Raw genomic sequence first — 20466 nt, 5'->3', positions numbered from 1 at the left:
CCGGCCCGGACGGTCTGTACCGTTACTCCTGCTTATCATTCTGTTTATCTAGGGGCTTCATTGCCGGTTGTAGTGCTGGTGAACACTGGCTTTTATAATGTTTGGCATATTCATGTTTTTGTTCTATGGCTATCACTTTCTGCAGAATTGCTCTCATGACGGCTGCTGTAATCAGCATAATAAAAAATGTGTAGTAAAATTGCCAGTTGTATAACCGGAGGATATCAAATTTTGCTAACACAGGCAGGAAGACAAAGGAATAGCCCATTTCTGTTATCGCGGCCCAGAGCAGGAACTTTTTCCAGGAATGACAATATTGGTAAACCAGCATAAAGCCTAAGGGTACAACAGTTAAATCGTTTAAAAATAGTGCATGGCCAAACGGCAAGGGTTTTACCGTATAAACCCACAGCGCCGATGAAGCTCCGGCATCATCCAGTATGATCCGGAAAACCGCGATAAATGAACCAAACAAAAGTATTTGTGTCAGGCGGCTTTTATCTACATATTTCCACCAAACAGCGTAGGCGGCGGCTATACTGGCGATGACGAACCACCACCGGCCGGTAAAAAGATTTGCCCGCCATTCGTTCAGCTGATAACCCCATAATTCGTATCTGGCTTGCTGAATGATGTCAACAATATCCACAGGTAGCCCTCCCATCCAACATTGTTCAAGTATACCCTGTAGGTGGACATTTATTCATGCAAGCAAGCAGTATTTACAAAAGCGGTCAGCTTAGGACCACATACCTGAAGGCATTATGAAAAAGATTCTATGTAGGGTTTGCCGGCAAAAAAATCTTTGTTGATAATACCATTTAGACTATAGGTAATCTGGCTCAGCCAGGAGGCAATATTTATCTCAACCAGCAGGATATGTTCCGGAACTAAGACGGGAATAGCTGACAGATTGGCAATGCCAACAATCCCTACCTCGACCAGCTTGTTGGCAACCTGCTGACTTTTGGTTTGTTCCACCGCCATAATACCCATCACAATATTCCGTTTCTGGACAATAGCCCTAATGTTATCAAAGGATTCGAGCGTCAATTCTGAAGCGCTGCCAACAGGCACGCCGGCTTTAGCTTTTTCCAGATCGCAAACTGCGGCAATATGGATCCCCGGCGGCAAAATACCGCTGGAAGTGAGCAGGGGGACAACCGGCATGCACGAGCCGATGACGACAGCGTTCCATGAAGCTCGATAGCCCAGGATGTGCTCAATCCGCCAGATCATGTAATGAACCTGATAGCCCACTCCTTTTGTGCCGAATTCGCCAAAATTAGCTAGATCTTTGCGGACAAGTGAAGAGGGAATGCTCATACGCCGCCCCAGATCTTCAGAGGTACAGATGATTTTATCTTCACTACGCAGTTGCAGCAAAATAGCATAATATTTTGCTATCCTATTAATAGTGCTTTTGGGTATTTCATCTTTGCAAAATCGCATGTTGTCCAGCCCCCTTGCTCTATTTTGTACATATAAACATGAAAAAAACGCACCTCAATCACTTCATAATATTTAGACAATTCGGATTATGTAGTTTGCTATAAACAGCAGAAATGGTTGAGGAGAATGATATAGAGATAACAAAAACCATCTGAACAATAATGTTGTCCAGACGGTCGACTGTGAACTAAAAAATTACGCTTCATGTGGTAAACTCCACTAATCCGTCAGTTGCGCAATTGTTATTATTTTCTAATTAATACTAACATATTATCTTAAATTGGTCAACCTCAATGTGCAGTGATTGGTAATTTTTTTAATTTTAGAATAATATAAGCAAAATACACAGATGAAAATTTGGTAAAAATATCAAAAAAAGAGTGAATAAATATTTTGCAGATGCTATAATTATATGTAATTTTCTGGCGAGGAGGATGCAAATTGAGGATATACAACCGGCTTTCCCAGGGGTTGAAGGGGAAGCTGCGAATCGGCCATAAGATAATTGCCGCCTTTAGTTTGATTATTTTCTTTATCATTATGATAAGCTATTTTTCTTTTCATACAATCGGGCAGCTCAATAATACCTATGAGACGATGGCTGCCGGCAACCAGCAAGTGATAATGAATTTATTGTCCTTTACATCGCAAATGGCGAACGAGTCGGCGACTGTGACCAGGTTCTGTTTTGCCGGTGAGGAAAAGGATATCGCCCTTTATAATGATTATAAGCAGCGCAGTGATGCTGATTTGCAGGCCGTAGAGGAAGTACTGCCGGGAGAGAAAGCAAGAAACCTGGTCGCTTATATTAAAACTGGCAAAAAACAGTATGAAACATTTGCTGCCAGGGCTATTCAGGCCAAACAGGAAAATAATGTCCAGCAGCTCAATTCCTATATGCAAGTGGCCGGTGATCCCTATAAGGAAACTATTATGGCAGTGGATGAACTGGTCCGGCTTGTCGAAACCGATACGCAACAGGCGAAAAGCAATTTTGACAAGCAGATTATTCAGATTCAGCTCTGGGTACTGGCGGCTAACTGCGGGGTTGCTGTTCTGGCGATCCTGATTGGTATTGCGGTCAGCCGCAACATAGCCAAACCGGTGAATCTGGTCGTTCGTAATGCCGCTAAAATCGCGGCAGGCGAGTTGAACCTTGAGGACATTCCTCCTGTTGGCAATGACGAAATCGGCGAGCTTGCCCAGGCATTTAACAGTATGAAGGGCAACCTGAAAAAAATTATTGAGCATATTACCCGGTCGGCAGAACATCTTGTTTCTTCTGCCCAGAATTTAACGGCCACAGCCTATCACTCAGCCGCTGTTTCCAGTCAGGTAACCGGTCTGGTTACCCAGCTTTCCCAGGCTACGCAGGTACAATTCAGAGAAGCCGGCTATACTGCCCAAACGGTTGACCGGATGTCGGAAAGAGCCGCCCATGCGGCCGAACGGGCCGGCGCGGTAAGCGCTATGGCGGCAAAAACTGCCCAGACAGCTCAAACCGGGAGCAAGACAATTGATGCCCTGACCCTGCAAATGACCGGCATTCAGCAAACTGTCGCCGCTTCGGCTGCGGCAGTGGATAAACTGGGCGAGCGGTCCAAGGAAATCGACCAGATTGTTGCCACCATTGCCGGTATAGCAGCACAAACCAATCTGCTGGCTCTGAATGCGGCGATTGAAGCAGCACGGGCCGGCGAAGCCGGCCGGGGCTTTGCCGTTGTCGCCGGCGAGGTGGGCAAACTCGCCGTGGATTCCCACAATGCCGCTAAACAGATTGCCGGGCTTATACAGAAAACCCAGGCTGACACTAGCCAGGCTGTGGCTGCGATGTACAAAGGCATTGAACGTGTTCAGGACGGCACTATTGCTACTGCCGGCGCCGGGGAAGCCTTTAGCGACATTGTCGGCACGATTAGCGACTTACTGCAACAAGTGAACAGCGTTACCCTGTTGATTCAGGAACTGGCCAGAGACAGCCAGGCCGTTGTGGCATCAACGGCAACAATCGTTGGTATAAGCAAAAAAACAATGGTTGAACTGGAAACCGTAGCCGGTGTTTCAACAGAGCAGTCCGCAGCGGCCCAGGAAATCACGGCTGCTGTTCAGGCGATGGAAAAACTGGCTGCAGGCCTGAACGAATTAGTGGCCAAATTCCGCATGTGAATTCATTCCTGCCTGCTGACGCCACAACAACAGCGGCGTATATTCTTGTAACCTGCAGACAGAAGCGTTTACTAAAAAGTAGTTTTGCCAAATATCTCAACCATGTCAGGGTCAAATAATGTTCTGGAGGCACCAACAACCTTGAGTACTGCCTGGCGCGGTGTATTGCCCTGCAGATGAATCAGGCGGTCATAGAAATCAGCGACAGCAATTAAGCGGGCAAATTCAGTAATTTGATATTTGGCCAGTCCCAGGGGTTTGCCCAAACCGTCAAAACGTTCATGGTGCTGCAAACTGACTAAGGCGCTAATCATTTCGAGCTGTTGATTAGTACGAAGTTTAATAAAACCATCTAAATGATGATTGCTCTCTTCATCAAACTCATTTCCCATGCCACAGTCATGGAGGAGCGCACAGGTAGCCAGACAACTGAGATTAATAAAATCGTAGCCTTTTATCAAGCCCATGCCGACACTTAGCAGTGCCGTACGCAAACAATGATTAAACACCACCGGATTTTCTTTCATTTCATCCAGATAGGGATAAACTACAGTGTTGGCCAGGGCCGCAAACACCACCTGTTCAAGCTGTGAGTGGTTTTCTTCAAAATTAATGGTTTTGTATTTTTTCATCTCTGCTAATAACTGACGGGATCTTACGGCCGCGCCCGAGGAAGATTCTGAAAAAACGGTGTCAAGTGTCCAGTCTTCTGTGTCAGTAACAATATAGACTTCGGGAACCCGGAATTTTTTTAGGCAATTTATATAGGAAGCAGTAAGAGTGATGCCTTTCGCGATTAACAGGATGCCATTGGCATTGTAAATCGTTTTTGCCGGTATCATTCCCGGCGCTAAATCATAGGTGGCTATTTTTTTCATATCTTATCGCCTGCATGCGGGCGGACTGCATGAAAATACGCATCGACAACAACATCCTTGGTTAGCGGCTTTGACAATACCGCGGAAGCGCCAAGTGCCCTGCATTCCTTTACCAATACCTTTTGACCGCCCAGCGCAGTGGCAACAATAACTTTCACTTGCCTGTCAATGCAGCGTAAAATGCGCAGCGTGGCCACACCGTCCATGTGCGGCATAGTAATATCCATAAAAATCAAATCAGGTTTAAAATCACGGTGCTGCTCCAAGACCTCAATCCCATTAGCTGCTTCGGCAAATTGAAGCTCCGGGAACGTTTCCAGCATTTTTCTTAACGTCTTGCGTGACAAAGTAGAATCATCGGCTATCAGTATACGCATCCGCTACATCCCTTTCGATCGTGCTATCTAAGCATATATAATTGATTATGACATAGCTGTTTGCTTTTCAGGTTATCAATTGATTAATTTCTGATTAAATTCAGGGTAGGGAGGGCTGCTGCCGTTACCCATCCGAGGGCGCAACAAAAAACTGCCATAAAGGTGAGGGCGGCAGGTTTGTAGCCTGCGGCTTCCCCTTTATGGCAGTTTTTTATTAGGTATTGCCAACTGCAGATACAGCAGCCAGCTTGTAAAATATACATAAAGAAGGGATTTTTAACAATGCTGGATAACTTTACTAATTAGGTCTTGTCTTTTTGAGGAGGTATTCAAAATATGTCGCTGAACCATCAGACCCGGTTAGGCAATGTTACGGGTAGTGAGATGGCTGCTTTAATGAACGCGGTTGACTGGCAGGAGACCGCAGTTGGTCCAATAGACAGCTGGCCTAACAGCCTGAAAACCGCGGTGGATATTTGTCTAGGCTCTAAATTTCCCATGGTAATCTGGTGGGGACCGGATTACACAATGATTTATAATGATGCCTATCGCCCGATGCTTGGCAGCTCCAAACACCCCCAGTATCTTGGCCGGTCGGGGCAGGACTGCTGGTCTGAGATCTGGCATATTCTCGAACCCATGATGAAAGCGGTATTTGCTACCGGGCAGGCAACCTGGTCGGAAAATTTTCTGCTTCATATGGAGCGAAATAATTACATCGAGGAGACTTATTTTACATTCTCCTATAGCCCGCTCCTTGATGACCAGGGAGCGGTGCATGGTATTTTCAATGCCTGTACGGAAACTACACGCCAGGTGTTAGGGGAACGGAGGCTGAAAACATTACACTCGTTGATCATTGACTGCAAAAGTACGCAGGAGGCCGGTGTACAGGCGGTTAAAAAGATGGCGGAAAACCCGTGGGATATTCCCTTTGCCAGGTTGTACCTGGCTGATGAGTGCGGCAATGCGCTGACACTGGCAGGCTCCTTCGGTTTCAGGCAGGAAGAGCCTGGCGGCGCAGTTGATTTAACCTCGCCGGTAACCCCCTTGGCGCGGCAGCTGAGAAGGGTGTTTTATGCTGGTAAGGCCGAGCTGATTAATCAGCTTCCGGACCTCTTTCCGGCGAGCCCGCCAGGACCCTGGACAATTCCTCCCCGGGCAGCCCTGATGCTGCCTGTTGCCTGTCAGGGAAAGGAGCGGCTTTCAGCCATCCTGATATTGGGAATCAGCCCGTGCCTGTCTTTTGACGACGATTATAAAAGTTTTTTTGATCTCGTTGCCGGTCATATTGGCACAGTGATTGCAACCGCTCAGGCCTATGAAGAAGAGTGCAAAATGGTAGCGGCGTTAGCAGAATTAAACCGTGCCAAAAGTGATTTTATCAGCAATATCAGCCATGAATTCCGCACCCCGCTTACGCTGATGCTCAGCCCTTTGGAAGAACTGATCCAACAGCATGCCGGGACCCTTCCCGGCAGATTCCGGGAGCAATTGCGGATTATAGAACGCAATGGCCTGCGCCTGCTTAAACTGGTCAATACCCTGCTGGACTTTTCCCAGCTTGAGGTGCAGCGGATCAAAGCGAACTATGAACCCACTGATTTGGCGGCATTCACCCGCAACCTGGCAAGTGAATTCCGGGCGCTTATTGAAAATGCAGATTTGGTATTTACAGTAGAATGTCAGCCCTGTCCCCAGGCCTGGATAGATAGAGACATATGGGAAAAAATTGTGCTTAACCTGCTATCCAATGCCTTTAAATACACTTTTGCGGGCGAAATTAAGGTTAGCCTGACCGTGACCAAAGGACAAATTAAACTTACCGTGGCCGATAGCGGCATCGGCATAGACCCTAAATATCATCAACAGATTTTTGAACGGTTTCACCGGGTGCAGGGAGGGAAAGCGCGGACCCATGAAGGCAGCGGTATTGGTCTGGCCCTTGTCAAGGAACTGGTCATGCTGCATGGCGGGACGATTGCGGTGGCCAGCGAGCCCGGGCAGGGGAGTACGTTCACCGTTGAAATTCCCTATCATAATAAACATAAACCCCTGCCCAATGGCCGCTCCCAGCCGCTCCGTTTAAACATGCCTGACCGCGGCAGCAAAGCTTATGTGGAAGAAGCACGCTGCTGGTTGAACGGCAAGGCTGTGAATACAAGCCCTCAGTTGGCCGGCCCGCGGGGTCAGACCCCGGCTGCAGCCGCAGCGGCATCGGCTACAGCCGATAAAGTGCTGATTATTGATGACAATCAGGATATGCTCTATTATTTACAGAGTATACTCAACCCCCACTGGCATGTATTTACTGCCAATAACGGGTTGTCCGGATTAACCACGGCCCGCAGCGTCCAGCCTGACTTAATTCTCACCGATGTCATGATGCCTGAGCTGGATGGCTTTCAGGTAGTACAAGAAATCCGCCGGGATCTGCTGTTAAAAAATACCCCTGTCATTATGTTATCGGCCCGGGCTGATAATTTGGCTAAGCTGGATGGGTTTGAGGCTGGAGCTGATGATTATCTGATAAAGCCGTTCTCGGCCAAAGAGCTGGTGGCCCGTGTGCGGGCAAATTTGCAATTGGCTAAAATGAGAAATAATATTGATGAATTAAAACGCAAAGAGATCATTTTAAAGCAATCGGAACAGCGGTTTTCCCAGGCTTTTCACAACAATATCTGTATGATGGCGCTGATTGACTTTGCATCGGCCCGCTATATTGACGTAAATCTCCGGTTTGCCGATGCAATAGGCTATCAGCGGGCAGAACTGATCGGCCAGGCCGTTAGTGAACCAGGACTGGTCAATGGCGGCAACCTGACACATATTCTGGACAGTCTGAGCAGAAGCAACTATTTAAGCAACTGTGAAATTAAGATTAAAACCAAAGCAGGCGAAATGAGGGATTTTTATCTTTCCGGTGAACTGATAACAATTGGCAGGCAACAATGTATCATGCTAATAGCCATAGACGTTACCGAGAAAAAACTGTATCTGGATGAAATGGGAAAATTAGAGCGTTTAAATATGGTTGGTCAGATGGCTGCAGGCATCAGTCATGAAATACGCAATCCACTTACAACAGTTAAGGGCTATTTGCAATTATTCGAAAAAAAGCAACTGTTTCAGCCATATAAAGAGCAGTTTGACCTGATGATTGAAGAACTGGACCGGGCCAGCAGCATCATTACGGAATTTCTGTCACTGGCGAAAAACAAGCTGGTGCACCAGGAAACATGCAATTTGAACGAGATTGTGGCCAGTATCGCTCCCCTGATTGAGGCCGGCGCGATGCTGGAGAACAAGACCGTGAACCTGGATTTGCGCTCTGGGACCGCCATTTTTGCTGATCCGAAAGAGATCCGTCAATTGATTATTAATCTTGCTAAGAACGGTTTGGAAGCAATGGGGGAATATGGGCTCTTGTCAATGACAACCTATGACGAAGAGGGTTGCCCGGTTCTGGCCATTACTGATACGGGGTGCGGAATTCCCGCGGAAATGCTGGAGAAACTGGGAACGCCGTTTGTGACGACCAAAGCCCATGGCACTGGTCTGGGGCTGCCGATTTGCTATAGTATTGTCGACCGTAATCAGGCGCGGATTGAGGTCGACTCGCAGGCCGGCGGTACAGAATTTCGGGTGTTTTTTACTCCGGGGTAACAGGACGTAATGTTAACAGGTTAGCTTTTGGTTGAAAAAAAATCCGCCCGATCAGCTAAGCGGCCATGCAGCATAACCCCGGCTTAGCAATCTGGCGGATTTTTTCCCCGCTTACGCTTGCCTTACCATACCTCGGCGTAAGCAATATTCACATAGTATTCTTCCAGTTTAATTTTGTGATTTTTTTCCATTGTGGCCAGTTCCTGAAATATTTTTTTCTGACCCGGGTCGGTGCTGGCATTGGCAAAATCTGCATACATGTTCATTGCTTCTTCTTCATTTTTCATTGCCAAAGCAATCGCATCCGCCGGTTTCATCGCCAGGGAAAGTTTTGGTTTGTCCACCGTTTCCGCAATCTTGTAGTCAGCCGACTCGTGAAAGTGCAGGCTCGTACATTTTCCGGATAGAAAGCCTTCCAGTAGTTTTTGGTGGCCCTGTTCTTCGGCCGCCAATTGTTTGAACATTTTTTGAATAACCGTATCGGCTGCTTTTTCCGAGACGCCTTTGTAAAACTCATAGGCATCGGCTTCATTGGCAATCGCCAGTTTTAATATGGCCACATATTCTTCCTGTGTCATGTGTAAAAACCACCCTTCCGAATTTAGATAGTATAGTTAAATATTACCAAAGTTACTGTTATTCTATCATGGTGCCTGTTTTCTTAGCAACTGGTTTTAACAATAGTTCGAATTATTTGCCTTACAGGCCTTGGCGTTGGCTGCTGGCACCGCCATTAGCTATCTGGACAATAGTTCATAGACGTGGCGCGCATTGACGTACCCGGAACTGTTCATGTAAAATATTTACAGACGGCAACCGCCCCGCTGCGCGTTTTCAGGCCTGCCAGCAGCATTTTGCCATATCCACCCGGCCATCGGCGGTGAATTTGACCCCTTCGCCTTCCAGGAGCAGCCGCTGCACATCCTGGCCGCCAAATATAAAGCCGGCTGCGAGCCGGCCATCTTTAAAAACCACCCGGTGGCAGGGGACCTTTCCCTGGTACGGATTGCGGTGCAGCGCATAGCCAACAGCCCGGGAGGCCCGCCGGCTTCCTGCCATAAAGGCAATTTGCCCGTACGAGGCTACTTTTCCTTCCGGAATCAAACGGACAAGCTCATACACCTTATCATTAAAGCTCATTACATCACCCTGTATATTTATTTCCTTTCTATTATATACTGCCAGAAGGGACCTGGCCAAGAAAAAACGGATTTTTAACCGTTATAGGATCTGATAAATAATACGTTGTTAAGAGGTGACAACTATGGAACAATTTAGCCTGAATACCCCCAAGGAAGGGTTGGTCGATATTACCGGCGAAGTAAGGTCGCTTGTCCGGCACAGCCGGATTGCAGACGGCCTTTGCCAGGTTTTTGTGCCTCATACTACCGCCGGCGTAACTATTAATGAAAATGCCGATCCGGCTGTGGCCGCCGACATGCTGGCTGCCTTGGCGCAAATGGTTCCCAGGCTGGAATATCGCCACGGTGAAGGCAATTCTCCCGCCCATGTTAAGAGCTCACTGGTAGGTTGTTCAGTCACAGTGCCGGTTCAGGATAATAATTTGCGGCTGGGGACCTGGCAGGGGATTTACTTCTGTGAATTTGACGGGCCCCGCCGGCGGTGTGTCTGGGTTCAGATAATAGGGGGGTAGCACATGCTGCATACAAGCCGGCAATACATTCGCAGTGTCCAGCTGCTGCGGGATCAGGTCGCACGCTTTGATATATATCCGTTTTGTTTGCCTGTTATTTGCCATCTGCAGGAACTGGAACTTCATCCCCAGGTAACCTTTATTGTCGGTGATAATGGGACAGGCAAATCTACCTTGCTGGAGGCCATCGCGGTCGCCTGGGGGTTTAATGCCGAAGGCGGAACGGCTAATTTTAATTTTACTACCCACGCTTCTCACTCCGAACTCAATGAATACATCCGGCTGGTTAAAGGTACGAAACGCCCCCGGGACGGTTTTTTTCTCCGGGCCGAGAGCTTTTACAATGTCGCGACAACGATTGAGCAGCTGGATGCGGCCGGCGGGCCGGGCGGCCGCATCATTGCTTCCTATGGTGGCAAATCGCTGCACCGGATGTCACATGGAGAATCATTTTTTGCGGTGTTTCAAAACAGATTAGGCGGCAATGGACTGTACATTCTGGATGAACCGGAAGCGGCCTTGTCCCCGGTGCGGCAAATGGCGCTGCTTACGCGTATGCATGAACTGGTGCGGCAGAATTCGCAACTGATTATTGCCACCCATTCACCGATCATCATGGCTTATCCCCACAGCCAGATTATTCAACTTACCCAGGACGGCATCTGCCGGCTGGAGTATGAACAAACAGAGCATTATTCCGTTATGAAGGAATTTACCAATAACCGCGCTAAAATGCTGAAGATCTTACTGGACGAATAGCATACCGGGCCGCAGCCAACAGACCCGGTAGGAAAACCCTGCAGAGCCAAAGCCGCGCAGGGTTTCTTCCGGTATACACGGTATAATCTAGCTGTCTTTGAGCTTAGCGATCCCGGTGAATGTTTTCAGCTTCCGGTAGAGCACTGTCCGGCAAATACCGAGACGATTGGCGGCTTCGCCTGTGCGGAAGTCGCAGGCTTTTAAAATGCTGTAAATATATTGTTCCTCAAACTGTTGCACGGCTTGTTTCAGTGATCCCTGGCCGCCGGCGGCGGCTATAGCATACTGGGAATGCTTCAGTTGCCTCCCTACCGCTGAAAGTGTTGCCGGAATCTGAGCCGGATTGTCCTGCAGGCCCAAAACGATGTATTTCTCTACAGCATTACGCAGTTCTCTAACATTACCCGGCCAGTCATAGCTCTGAAAAGCAGCCAGCATGCCGCTGTCCAGGGCGATGTTAAAATTATACTTGACATTGAATTTTCTTAAGAAGTGCAAAGCCAGCAGCGGTATGTCTTCCGGTCTTTCCCGTAACGGCGGCAGGACCAAATCTACGACATGCAGGCGATAATAAAGATCCTTGCGGAAAGATCCGTCTTCTGTCATCTTTTTTAAATTCTTGTTTGTAGCGGCAATCAGCCGGAAATCGCTGGTGAGATTGACACAGCTGCCCAGCCTGCGGATTTCGCCTGTTTCCAGTACCCGCAGCAGTTTGGCCTGCAGCGGCAGGGGCAATTCAGCAATTTCATCGAGGAATAAAGTTCCTCCGTCGGCAGCCTCTATTAAGCCGATATTGCCCTGGGTATTGGCACCGGTAAAGGCGCCTTTATTATAGCCAAAAAGCTCGGCTTCCGCCAGTGATTCCGATAAGGCGGCGCAGTTGACGGCCATAAAGGCGCCGCCGGCACGGTTGCTGTGACGGTGAATATACCGGGCCAGCACCTCCTTGCCTGTGCCTGATTCACCGTAAAGAATAGCCGGACTGTCTAATCTGGCTACATTTGCAGCCTGGTTCAACAGGTTTTTCATCGCACTGCTCTCCGCGACAATCGCCTCTTCAGTTGAACCGGCAATATTTAGATTATGTTTTAAAGCTGGGCTGTTTCTTAAGTTTACGCCGCCACGGGGGGGCTTTCTGTCGGCGGCGGTGGAAACACAGGTTGTTACCAGATAGAGCAATTCGCCGTTAAGATGAAAAACAGGCCGGCTGACAGCATGGGTTTCAATTTTAAATTTCGTTTTCACCAGGCCTTGCTCAATGCATTTATTTTTAGCGGCACGCAGGGTGTACGAAGTATTGAGTGTACCGTTATGTATAAGCTCACCAAGATTTAGGTTCAATAACTGCTCCATGGGTACGCCGACCGTTAAAGCAGCCTCCGTGTTGGCAATAAGCAGATTCCCATTCTGATCGGTAACAAAGATGATTTTTGGCTTGGGAATTGTTGATGTTCGTTCATACCCCGGCTGGATTGATGTAATCGAATTGTGAGGCATAAGCAACCTCCCCTCCAAAACAATTTAATACTTCATTTTTTCTAATAGTACGACGTTGTATATACAAACACCTCCTATAATTCAAATTATTTTGAATTTAGGAGGTGTTGGCCAACCGACCCCTGCCGCTCCCCCGGGGCGGCAGGCTGAGCTGCTGTATAGCGGTGCATAGATAAAGAAATATTTGCTACAATAACCATAATACAGGCAGGGATTTATAGTTTTTTGACGAAATAATTCGATAAAGTGATACGGACAAGTAGACAACCGGATGAGAGAAGTTGAAGAGCAGTATGTTACAAAAGAACAGCGCCATTCCACTCTATGTTCAATTGGCAAAAATAGTGCGTGACGATATTCTGGGCGGGGTATATAAAGAGGGTGATCTCATACCGTCCGAAGCCCGGATGGCCCAAAGGTATAAAATAACCAGGACCACCATCCGCCGGGCTATCGCTGATCTGGTTAACGAAGGGCTATTAAGCCAGGTACATGGCAAAGGGACCTATGTGTGTTTTAAAGAGGTAACCTATAATGTTTGGAATTTCGGCGGCTTTACCGACTATATTACGAGCCGGGGCGAAACCCCGTATTCCGTAATATTGAAAAAAGACATTATTACCGTCGATAATAAAAAATATTTGGCACTGGACAGAATAAGAGGGGTAAAACAAGGCGAAAAGATTGTTTTTTTAACCATCGATTACTCGCAGCTTCCCCTGGCTTTGTTTCCCGGACTGGAGCGGTATGAATTCAGCGGCAGCTCCCTTTACCATATTATGCGGACAGCATATCAAATCTTTCCCAAACGGGCCGAGTTGTCGATGAATGCGATAACCGGCGATGCGGTTATGCAAGAAACCTTTAACATAAACAAGGATACTCCCCTGTTGTTGGCTTCAGGCCGGATCTATGACAGGGAAAACCGGGAAATTGAGAGGCTGCGGGTTGTATATGGACCGAATATGCAGTTTAAAGTGGTTGCCAATATGGAAATATAGGCAGGGGGCAGAGCAGGCCTTAGCACGGTGGAGCACCGGATAAGGGGATAGAATGGACAAGGTCTAAGAATTTACTGGAGGGGAAGAGGATTCATGAACAAAAAAGGTTTTTTGCGGACAGCTATGGTAACGCTGCTGGCCGGGATTATGGCCGCCGGGGTTGCCGGCTGCGGCCTGAGATCAAGCCAGCCGGAAACGGGTAAAGAGGTCAAAACGCTGGTGGTTGTCAATTGGAAGGATTATGGTTCCGACAAAGCCGAGGTTGTAAAACAATTTGAAGACAAGTACCAATGCAAGATAGTACATATCTATATGTCTTCGGAAGAGGAATTGCTAACAAAACTAAGGACCGACGGCGTGGGTAAAATTGATGTGGTATTGCCTAATGCCTCCGTACTGCCGGTGGCGGAGAAAGAAAATCTGCTGGCGCCGATTGATACCGGCAAATTGGCTAACTATCAGCATATTGCCGATAAGTTTAAAACCTTGCCGGAAAACAGCCTGGATGGCAAAACTTACGCGATTCCCTGGGTTTGGGGATCAACGGCTATTGCCTACAACAGCAATATGATCAAAGAGAATGTGGACAGTATTCATGTGCTGTGGGATGAAAAATATAAAGGGCAGATTGGTTTCCGCGATGATTTTAATGATGCGGTCATGACGGCAGCCATCGCTTTGGGGCAAGACCCCCACAAGCCCTCTGATTTACAGGCTATTAAAGCGAAACTGCTGGAGCAGAAGCCCCTTAATAAGACCTATTGGAAAACAGGAGATGAGTGGTCCAAGCTTTTTGCCAATAATCAAATTGCCGTGGGAGTTATGTGGAGCGGACAAGCCGCTTTAATGAGAAAGGAGGGCCAGCCGATTAAATTTGTCATCCCCCGCGAAGGCGCTATCGGCTGGGTGGATAACTGGGCCATTGTGAGGAACGCGCCCAATGAAGACCTGGCCTATAAGTTCATTGATTATATGTTAAGCAAGGAATTCCAGGAAAACTGGGCTAAATCCGGCGGTCCTGCCCCTGTGAACAACCTGGCGACAGCCGCCCTGGACCCGCAACTGGTAAAGGATAATTGCATGGATGAGGCATCCTTGAATAAGCTGTATTTTATCGCTTATCAGCCAGACGAAGTAAAAAAGGCTTGGAATGAATTATGGCAGGAAGTAAAAGCCCGGTAATCTGGTATCCATAAGCAACAAGCCCAAAGGATTTTGGGCTTGCTTTTTTCACTTACGTGGAAATGGCGCAGCCGGGCTGCGTTGACTGGAGGAAAAAATGAAGAGAAAAATCATGCTAATGAGTCCGGCAGTATTGATGCTTATTGCCTTTGGCGTTGTCCCGCTGTTTATCATGCTCTATTTCAGCTTTTTAAGTAGTGGCCCGAACGGTGAGTTTACTTTGCAAAACTATGCTGATTTTTTTTCCAAAGAGCTGTACCTGAAATTAACCGCGAAAACGATCCAGTTAAGCCTGACCGTTACCCTGATTTGCCTGCTCATCGCCTATCCGATGGCGTACATTATGGCCAAGCTGGTCCGACGGGGCAAAGGGCTGCTGCTGCTATTAATTATTATTCCCTTCTGGACGAGTGCCCTGGTCCGGGCTTATTCCTGGGTTAATCTGCTGCGGGACGGCGGGCTGCTGGAAATATTCCTGCGTAATTTGAACCTGCTTGAGGGGAGCCTGGGGATTTTATTTACCCAGACCGCGGTGATTATCGGGCTGGTACATATTTATTTTCCTTATATGGTAATTACAATTTTCATGTCGCTGGAAAAGCTGGATGATGCTATCCTGGACGCAGCGCAAAGTTTAGGGGCCACACCCTTTACCACCTTCCGGAGAATCACCCTGCCGCTGAGTAAGGTGGGAATACTGACAGGTTCTATCCTGGTATTTATACCCTGTCTGGGCAGTTTTGTTGAACCGAGAATTCTGGGAGGGGTTAACGGCTCGGTCATCGGCACGATTATCGAAGATCAATTTTTTGAAATCTATGGCTGGAATTTCGGGGCTGCCATTGCTTTTATCCTGCTGGCGATGGTACTGGCGTCAATGGGGCTGGCAGCGAGATGCAACAAGGAGGGGTAACCGTATGAAAAAGCAAGCCTTAGCCTGGCTGTATGCAGCCCTGATTTTTTCATTTTTGTATATTCCCGTTTTTGTGCTGGCGCTGATGTCTTTCAATCAGTCCCGTTACAATACGCTGCCCTTTTCTTTCAGCACCCACTGGTACAGCGTGCTGCTGGCTAATACCAAACTGATGGATGCGGTCATCAACAGTGTCTATATTGCCGCGATCACAGCTGTTATCTGTGTGGTGCTGGCTACCGCGCTGGTGCTTGGCCTGCCGGCAGGAGGACGCAGCCGGGTCAGGAGTCTTGTCAATTCCCTGGTGCTTATGCCGCTGACCATTCCCTGGCTGATTATGGGCTTGGCTTTATTACTGCTGCTCACGGAGCTGGGCTTCAGCAAAAATCTGTTCATGCTGTTATGCGGCCACATTGTTATCTCCCTGCCCTATGCCGTGCTGGTTATCGGCGCAAGACTTGCCGATATGGATAAATCGATGGAGGAAGCTGCCTATAGTCTGGGGGCCAACGAGTGGACAACCTTTTACCGGATTATCCTGCCTAACATCTGGCCGGCGCTGATTGCCGGGGGGTTCCTGGCCTTTATGATCTCCTTTGACAATTTTGTCATCTCCTATTTTCTTATCCCTGCCGGCAGCAGTACCCTGCCAATTGAGATTTATTCTTCCATAAAGTTTGGCTTTACCCCGGAGATTAATGCGGCGGCAACCATTATCCTGGTAGTGACTATGGCTATGATACTACTGATTGCAGCCTTGATGCAGTCCTCAATTAAGAATATCTTTGGGAGGTAATGCCCATGTCTTATTTTTTGCTCAATAATTTGACTAAGCGCTATGATGCCAACCTGGTCCTGGATAATATAAATCTCAGTATAGAACAAGGGACTTTTTTGTCGCTGCTGGGGCCTTCCGGCTGCGGCAAAACAACAACACTTAAAATTGTCGCCGGCTTTGAAAGCCCGGACGCCGGCGAAATCGTGGTGGCCGGCGAGGTCTATAACAGGCTGCCGGTGTATCGCCGCAATGTAGGCATGGTTTTTCAAAGCTATGCCCTGTTTCCCCATATGACAGTCGCACAAAATATCGCTTTTGGCCTGGAGCAGCGCCAGCTTGACCCGGGGACAATAAAAAAACAGGTGGCTGAAGCGATCGATATGGTACAATTAACTGGGTTTGAAAAAAGGAAACCCAGTCAATTGTCCGGCGGTCAGCAGCAGCGGGTTGCCCTGGCCAGAGCCTTGGTTATCAGACCGCGGCTGTTGCTGCTGGATGAAAGTCTGAGCGCCCTGGATAAAAAATTGCGGGTCGATATGCAGGTCGAACTGCGGCAAATCCAGAAATACCTGGGCATTACCACGATCTTTGTGACCCATGATCAGGAGGAAGCGTTAACGCTGTCAGATAAAATTGCGGTGATGAAAAACGGCAGGATTATACAGCTGGACACGCCGCATGGGGTGTACGAAAAACCGGGCAATACGTTTGTCGCCAGCTTTTTGGGTCAGTCCAATTTTTTTCCGGTGAAAGTCAAAGCCGTTGAGCAGGGCCGTTATTGTCTGGAACTGGAGAACGGGGAACAAATCCGGATACCGCCGGGCGCTGAGGCCGGACGGCAGCCGGGAACGGCCTGCATTCTGGCCGTGCGGCCGGAGCGGATTCGCTTGGCGGCCGGGCGCCCGGCCGGCCAGGACTGTTTGCGGGGGCGGGTCAAATTTATCACCTATGCCGGGAACATTTCCAATTTTCGGCTGGAGGTGATGGGGGCGGAAGTCATTGTTCAGCTTCAGAATTCTTACGGCGGTGAGCGGTTTAAACCCGGCGATGAAGTACACTTAACCTGGGACCCGGCAGGCAGTGTCCTGCTGGATGAGTAGGTGACCCGCATGCGGAGTAATCAACCTACAAGGAACAACGTCCTGGTTCTGGGCGGGCTGATTATTGATAAATACCTGCTGGTGGGAGAATATCCGGCCAAAGGCGAGGATGTATTAATTCGCGAAGCGTTTGAGCGGGTGGGCGGTTCGACGATCAATGTGGCCTGCACCCTGAAGAATCTAGGGATTGCCGCCTATCCTGTTTCCACCATCGGCGACGATCCTGACGGCCAGGCGATAGCAGCGTATTTACAGGCCGCCAATATTCCCCGGGACTGTGCCCAGGTACAGGCAGGTCAGCGCACCGGCTATTCTCTGGTCATTGTCGACGCTTCTTCGGAAAGGACCTTTATGACTTTTAAGGGCTGTGAGAGCAAATTTTCCGCTGCCTTGATCGCAGCGCCATTGCTGGCGTCCACTGCGCTCGTTTATCTGACCGGTTACTACCTCCTGGCGCAAAACGCCGGGGAAATTATCGCTTGCGTCCGGGAACTGAAGGCCCGGGGGGCGGCGGTCATGTTTGATCCGGGGCCGCTGGTGCATGAGATTCACCAGGATATTCTGCTGGCCGCAGTAAGCCTGAGCAATATTTTGCTGCCGAATAGCAAAGAAATAACTAAGCTCAGCGAGCGGCTGGCAATTGCCGGCGATTTTATAGAATGGGCAATGGCCCGGGGGGCTGACTGTGTCATTATTAAGAAGGGCAGGGAAGGGGCAACCGCCTATCGGGGGGAGAAAAAATATGACCTCCCGGCTTTTGCGGTCCGGTCAGTAGACACAACCGGTGCCGGCGATTGCTTTGCCGCCGGCTGCATTTACGGTTTCCTGCATGGCTTGACTATGGAAGAAACACTGCAATTCGGGGCGGCCTGCGGTGCCTTAAATACGACTTTTATTGGCCCCAACGGCAATTTTAGCCTTGATGATATTAAAAAATTAATCAAAGGGGACTCATGATGATAGTAGATCGTGCATATGGATGTTTAATTGGCGCAGCGATTGGTGATGCCATGGGCATGCCGGCCTCATTTATGACGCCGCAGCAGATTGAAAAGTCCTACGGGCGGATCAGCGGGTTTAATAAGCCGGCGGCAGCGCAGGTTGCCCATGGTATGTTGACAGCGGGGGCCATAACGGACGACACGGAGGAAAGCCTGATTATCGCCTCGGTCCTAATTGAACACGCCGGTTTTAACAGAGAACTGTTTGTCGCGAAAATGAAAGAATGGGCCATTAACAATAATATGCTGGCTTCGACTGTGATTGGGCCCAGCACCAGAAGATTTCTGACGGCCATTACCGAAGGCACCGACTATCTGGCAGGGGCGAAAACCGGTGATACCAACGGCGGGGCTATGCGGGTTGCTCCGATCGGTATTTATTATCAGGGGGACATCCCGCAGGCCGTCCGGGCGGCTTGTGAGTCGGCCCTTGTGTCTCACGGCAGCAAACCGGGAGTCAGCGCAACCTGCGCCGTCGCCGCCGCGGTTGCCTGTGCTGTCGCCGGCAATAAGAATATAACCGAGGTGATGGAGGCGGCTTTGTATGGAGCCCGCTGCGGCGAGGAGCAGGGATATGATATTCCGGCTCCGTCCGTAGAGGCGAGAATCAGGCTGGCAATGGAAACCGTGGACCGTCATGCCGGCAAAAGCCTGACAGAGCTTGGCAACCTATTATACCGGCTGCTTGGTGCCGGTATGAAAAGCTATGAATCCATCCCGCTCAGCCTGGGCGTTTTTTATGCCGGCCAGGGCCATTTTGAAGAAAGCCTGCTTACCGTTATTAATATTGGTGATGATGCCGACACCAACGGCGCTATTGTCGGTGCCTTAGGCGGCGCTTTTGCCGGGGCGGCGGCGATTAAAGACGAATGGAAGCAGCATATCCAGGCGGTCAATCACATAGATCTGGCACAACTGGCAGCCAGGCTGGTCCGGAGGGACTGAAGAGCCGGTGTTGTGTCTTGAGCAATAGGACCGGTAACAGAAAAAAGGAGTACAGGGGTGCGGTATGAAGCTGGCGATACTTGTCAGGGAAGAAACCATGCTGCGTTGCACCGGCAAAGGCTGCCTTAACGCTTTTTTTCAGCGGCAGGATGCTTTTGCCGGCTACACGGAGGCGATCGAGCTGGTGGCGTTTACTCATGCCGGCGGGGATATTGAGCATAAGATCGCGACGCTGCGAAAAAACGGTGTGGAGGTAGTGCATTTATCATCCTGCCTGCGGGCGAAGGCGCAAAACTACGCGGCTTTGGCTAAACAGCTCGGCCAGTATTTCGATGTTGTCGGCTATACCCATGGGGCGCCGGCAGGCCGGGAACAAGCCACAATCAACAGCAAAAGGCAGGTAAGCGGCTAAGTTTTGAGGGGGGATATCATGCGGTCCAAACGGGAACAGGCGATTTTAACCTATACCAACACCTTGTTTTATCCCCTTGCCCCCCGGGCAGAGGAGGTAAAAATAAAGGATATTGCCCATGCCCTGGCACAGATGTGCCGGGCCAACGGCCATTTTAGAACCTTTTACAGCGTTGCCCAGCATTCAATCAACTGCGCGCGGGAGGCCGCTGCCAGAGGGTTGCCGGTGAGAATCCGGCTGGCCTGTCTCCTGCATGATGCCAGCGAAGCCTATATTTCCGATATAACCAGACCGGTTAAATACTATCTGGATGATTACAAAAAAATTGAACACAAGCTCCAAACCGTCATCTATCAAAAGTTTGGCATTGGCGCTTTAACGGCTTCGGAATGCCGGCAGATCGGGGCTGTCGACAACGCGCTGCTCCATCACGAATTCGAGCAGTTGCATTACCGGGGTATTTTTGCTGTCGCCCCGCCTTTGTATTCGACCGCCGACTTTGCCGAACGGGGCATGCGTTCGGTAGAGGCTGAATTCCTCGGCTTGGCCCGGTGTTTAAGAAGATTGATGAATAACGGCCGGAGCGGCAGCGGGCCGGCCTGAATTTTGCCGGCCGGAACAAGGACTGTATAATGCCATACAGTCCTTGTTTGAATTTTCTTGACAGGTCAGCCGGGAAGGCGTA

General features: G+C 49.2%; 20 protein-coding genes and 1 riboswitch. Of the genes, 13 read left to right on the top strand and 7 right to left on the bottom strand.

The window, feature by feature from the left end:
- Positions 1-22: 22 nt before the first annotated feature.
- Both ACZ481_RS15050 and ACZ481_RS15045 read right to left on the bottom strand, forming a co-directional pair.
- A complete protein-coding gene (locus ACZ481_RS15050; RefSeq protein WP_464766166.1) occupies positions 23-649 on the bottom strand; it encodes a CBO0543 family protein in 627 nt (208 codons plus the stop codon).
- A 113-nt stretch (positions 650-762) separates the two neighbouring features.
- Positions 763-1452: a redox-sensing transcriptional repressor Rex gene (locus tag ACZ481_RS15045; RefSeq protein ID WP_464766165.1), complete on the bottom strand. Its 690-nt coding sequence runs from the start codon at positions 1450-1452 to the stop codon at positions 763-765.
- Positions 1453-1611: 159 nt separating this feature from the next.
- A riboswitch (ZMP/ZTP riboswitch) is annotated at positions 1612-1697 on the bottom strand.
- 196 nt (positions 1698-1893) lie between these two features.
- Between ACZ481_RS15045 and ACZ481_RS15040 the strand changes: the two genes are divergently transcribed.
- On the top strand, positions 1894-3618 hold the full coding sequence (locus ACZ481_RS15040) for a methyl-accepting chemotaxis protein (protein WP_464766164.1): 1725 nt from the start codon (positions 1894-1896) through the stop codon (positions 3616-3618).
- 71 nt (positions 3619-3689) lie between these two features.
- Here ACZ481_RS15040 and ACZ481_RS15035 read toward each other — a convergent pair whose 3' ends face one another.
- Together ACZ481_RS15035 and ACZ481_RS15030 are read right to left on the bottom strand one after the other, a co-directional pair.
- Positions 3690-4496, bottom strand: coding sequence for an HD-GYP domain-containing protein (locus ACZ481_RS15035; RefSeq protein ID WP_464766163.1), 807 nt, complete (start codon positions 4494-4496; stop codon positions 3690-3692).
- Positions 4493-4873 (bottom strand): response regulator, encoded by a 381-nt coding sequence (locus ACZ481_RS15030; protein ID WP_464766162.1) that lies wholly within the window; start codon positions 4871-4873, stop codon positions 4493-4495. The genes ACZ481_RS15035 and ACZ481_RS15030 overlap by 4 nt, the downstream gene beginning before the upstream one ends.
- Before the next feature lie 336 nt (positions 4874-5209).
- Between ACZ481_RS15030 and ACZ481_RS15025 the strand changes: the two genes are divergently transcribed.
- Complete coding sequence (locus ACZ481_RS15025; RefSeq protein WP_464766161.1) at positions 5210-8539, top strand: ATP-binding protein; 3330 nt, start codon at positions 5210-5212, stop codon at positions 8537-8539.
- A 122-nt stretch (positions 8540-8661) separates the two neighbouring features.
- On the opposite strand, the gene ACZ481_RS15020 is transcribed toward ACZ481_RS15025, so the two are convergent.
- Positions 8662-9117, bottom strand: coding sequence for a ferritin-like domain-containing protein (locus ACZ481_RS15020; RefSeq protein ID WP_464766160.1), 456 nt, complete (start codon positions 9115-9117; stop codon positions 8662-8664).
- 256 nt (positions 9118-9373) lie between these two features.
- Positions 9374-9679, bottom strand: a complete 306-nt coding sequence (locus ACZ481_RS15015) for an MGMT family protein (protein WP_464766159.1) — start codon at positions 9677-9679, stop codon at positions 9374-9376.
- Between the two features lie 124 nt (positions 9680-9803).
- Here ACZ481_RS15015 and ACZ481_RS15010 point away from each other — a divergent pair, with 124 nt between their 5' ends.
- Together ACZ481_RS15010 and ACZ481_RS15005 are read left to right on the top strand one after the other, a co-directional pair.
- Positions 9804-10193 (top strand): secondary thiamine-phosphate synthase enzyme YjbQ, encoded by a 390-nt coding sequence (locus tag ACZ481_RS15010; RefSeq protein WP_464766158.1) that lies wholly within the window; start codon positions 9804-9806, stop codon positions 10191-10193.
- A gap of 3 nt (positions 10194-10196) precedes the next feature.
- Positions 10197-10952: an AAA family ATPase gene (locus ACZ481_RS15005; protein WP_464766157.1), complete on the top strand. Its 756-nt coding sequence runs from the start codon at positions 10197-10199 to the stop codon at positions 10950-10952.
- A gap of 87 nt (positions 10953-11039) precedes the next feature.
- Here the strand turns inward: ACZ481_RS15005 and ACZ481_RS15000 are convergent, their stop codons facing one another.
- Positions 11040-12449, bottom strand: coding sequence for a sigma-54 interaction domain-containing protein (locus tag ACZ481_RS15000; RefSeq protein ID WP_464766156.1), 1410 nt, complete (start codon positions 12447-12449; stop codon positions 11040-11042).
- 293 nt (positions 12450-12742) lie between these two features.
- Between ACZ481_RS15000 and ACZ481_RS14995 the strand changes: the two genes are divergently transcribed.
- The 9 genes from ACZ481_RS14995 (at position 12743) to ACZ481_RS14955 (ending at position 20384) form a co-directional block, all read left to right on the top strand.
- A complete protein-coding gene (locus ACZ481_RS14995; RefSeq protein WP_464766155.1) occupies positions 12743-13450 on the top strand; it encodes a GntR family transcriptional regulator in 708 nt (235 codons plus the stop codon).
- A 93-nt stretch (positions 13451-13543) separates the two neighbouring features.
- Positions 13544-14632, top strand: coding sequence for an ABC transporter substrate-binding protein (locus tag ACZ481_RS14990; protein WP_464766154.1), 1089 nt, complete (start codon positions 13544-13546; stop codon positions 14630-14632).
- Positions 14633-14729: 97 nt separating this feature from the next.
- Positions 14730-15545: an ABC transporter permease gene (locus ACZ481_RS14985; RefSeq protein WP_464766153.1), complete on the top strand. Its 816-nt coding sequence runs from the start codon at positions 14730-14732 to the stop codon at positions 15543-15545.
- Between the two features lie 4 nt (positions 15546-15549).
- Entirely contained in the window at positions 15550-16341 is a 792-nt protein-coding gene (locus ACZ481_RS14980) for an ABC transporter permease (protein WP_464766152.1), read from the top strand.
- A 5-nt stretch (positions 16342-16346) separates the two neighbouring features.
- Positions 16347-17423 (top strand): ABC transporter ATP-binding protein, encoded by a 1077-nt coding sequence (locus ACZ481_RS14975; protein WP_464766151.1) that lies wholly within the window; start codon positions 16347-16349, stop codon positions 17421-17423.
- A gap of 9 nt (positions 17424-17432) precedes the next feature.
- On the top strand, positions 17433-18380 hold the full coding sequence (locus ACZ481_RS14970; RefSeq protein WP_464766150.1) for a carbohydrate kinase family protein: 948 nt from the start codon (positions 17433-17435) through the stop codon (positions 18378-18380).
- Positions 18377-19369: an ADP-ribosylglycohydrolase family protein gene (locus ACZ481_RS14965; RefSeq protein WP_464766149.1), complete on the top strand. Its 993-nt coding sequence runs from the start codon at positions 18377-18379 to the stop codon at positions 19367-19369. The genes ACZ481_RS14970 and ACZ481_RS14965 overlap by 4 nt, the downstream gene beginning before the upstream one ends.
- A gap of 64 nt (positions 19370-19433) precedes the next feature.
- Positions 19434-19781: a CGGC domain-containing protein gene (locus tag ACZ481_RS14960; protein WP_464766148.1), complete on the top strand. Its 348-nt coding sequence runs from the start codon at positions 19434-19436 to the stop codon at positions 19779-19781.
- Positions 19782-19799: 18 nt separating this feature from the next.
- Complete coding sequence (locus ACZ481_RS14955; protein WP_464766147.1) at positions 19800-20384, top strand: hypothetical protein; 585 nt, start codon at positions 19800-19802, stop codon at positions 20382-20384.
- The last annotated feature ends 82 nt before the right edge of the window (positions 20385-20466 follow it).

It is taken from the genome of Sporomusa intestinalis (assembly GCF_055383785.1).
The sequence above is the reverse complement of the archived record's forward strand: the minus strand, read 5'-3'. Positions and strand labels throughout refer to the sequence as shown.

Excerpts from the sequence above, each read along its gene's own strand:
- ACZ481_RS15045 (WP_464766165.1), bottom strand. The coding sequence starts at position 1,452 with ATGCGATTTTGCAAAGATGAAATACCCAAAAGCACTATTAATAGGATA.
- ACZ481_RS15035 (WP_464766163.1), bottom strand. The coding sequence starts at position 4,496 with ATGAAAAAAATAGCCACCTATGATTTAGCGCCGGGAATGATACCGGCA.
- ACZ481_RS15030 (WP_464766162.1), bottom strand. The coding sequence starts at position 4,873 with ATGCGTATACTGATAGCCGATGATTCTACTTTGTCACGCAAGACGTTA.
- ACZ481_RS15025 (WP_464766161.1), top strand. The coding sequence starts at position 5,210 with ATGTCGCTGAACCATCAGACCCGGTTAGGCAATGTTACGGGTAGTGAG.
- ACZ481_RS15020 (WP_464766160.1), bottom strand. The coding sequence starts at position 9,117 with ATGACACAGGAAGAATATGTGGCCATATTAAAACTGGCGATTGCCAAT.
- ACZ481_RS15015 (WP_464766159.1), bottom strand. The coding sequence starts at position 9,679 with ATGAGCTTTAATGATAAGGTGTATGAGCTTGTCCGTTTGATTCCGGAA.
- ACZ481_RS15010 (WP_464766158.1), top strand. The coding sequence starts at position 9,804 with ATGGAACAATTTAGCCTGAATACCCCCAAGGAAGGGTTGGTCGATATT.
- ACZ481_RS15005 (WP_464766157.1), top strand. The coding sequence starts at position 10,197 with ATGCTGCATACAAGCCGGCAATACATTCGCAGTGTCCAGCTGCTGCGG.
- ACZ481_RS15000 (WP_464766156.1), bottom strand. The coding sequence starts at position 12,449 with ATGCCTCACAATTCGATTACATCAATCCAGCCGGGGTATGAACGAACA.
- ACZ481_RS14995 (WP_464766155.1), top strand. The coding sequence starts at position 12,743 with ATGTTACAAAAGAACAGCGCCATTCCACTCTATGTTCAATTGGCAAAA.
- ACZ481_RS14990 (WP_464766154.1), top strand. The coding sequence starts at position 13,544 with ATGAACAAAAAAGGTTTTTTGCGGACAGCTATGGTAACGCTGCTGGCC.
- ACZ481_RS14985 (WP_464766153.1), top strand. The coding sequence starts at position 14,730 with ATGAAGAGAAAAATCATGCTAATGAGTCCGGCAGTATTGATGCTTATT.
- ACZ481_RS14980 (WP_464766152.1), top strand. The coding sequence starts at position 15,550 with ATGAAAAAGCAAGCCTTAGCCTGGCTGTATGCAGCCCTGATTTTTTCA.
- ACZ481_RS14975 (WP_464766151.1), top strand. The coding sequence starts at position 16,347 with ATGTCTTATTTTTTGCTCAATAATTTGACTAAGCGCTATGATGCCAAC.
- ACZ481_RS14970 (WP_464766150.1), top strand. The coding sequence starts at position 17,433 with ATGCGGAGTAATCAACCTACAAGGAACAACGTCCTGGTTCTGGGCGGG.
- ACZ481_RS14965 (WP_464766149.1), top strand. The coding sequence starts at position 18,377 with ATGATGATAGTAGATCGTGCATATGGATGTTTAATTGGCGCAGCGATT.
- ACZ481_RS14960 (WP_464766148.1), top strand. The coding sequence starts at position 19,434 with ATGAAGCTGGCGATACTTGTCAGGGAAGAAACCATGCTGCGTTGCACC.
- ACZ481_RS14955 (WP_464766147.1), top strand. The coding sequence starts at position 19,800 with ATGCGGTCCAAACGGGAACAGGCGATTTTAACCTATACCAACACCTTG.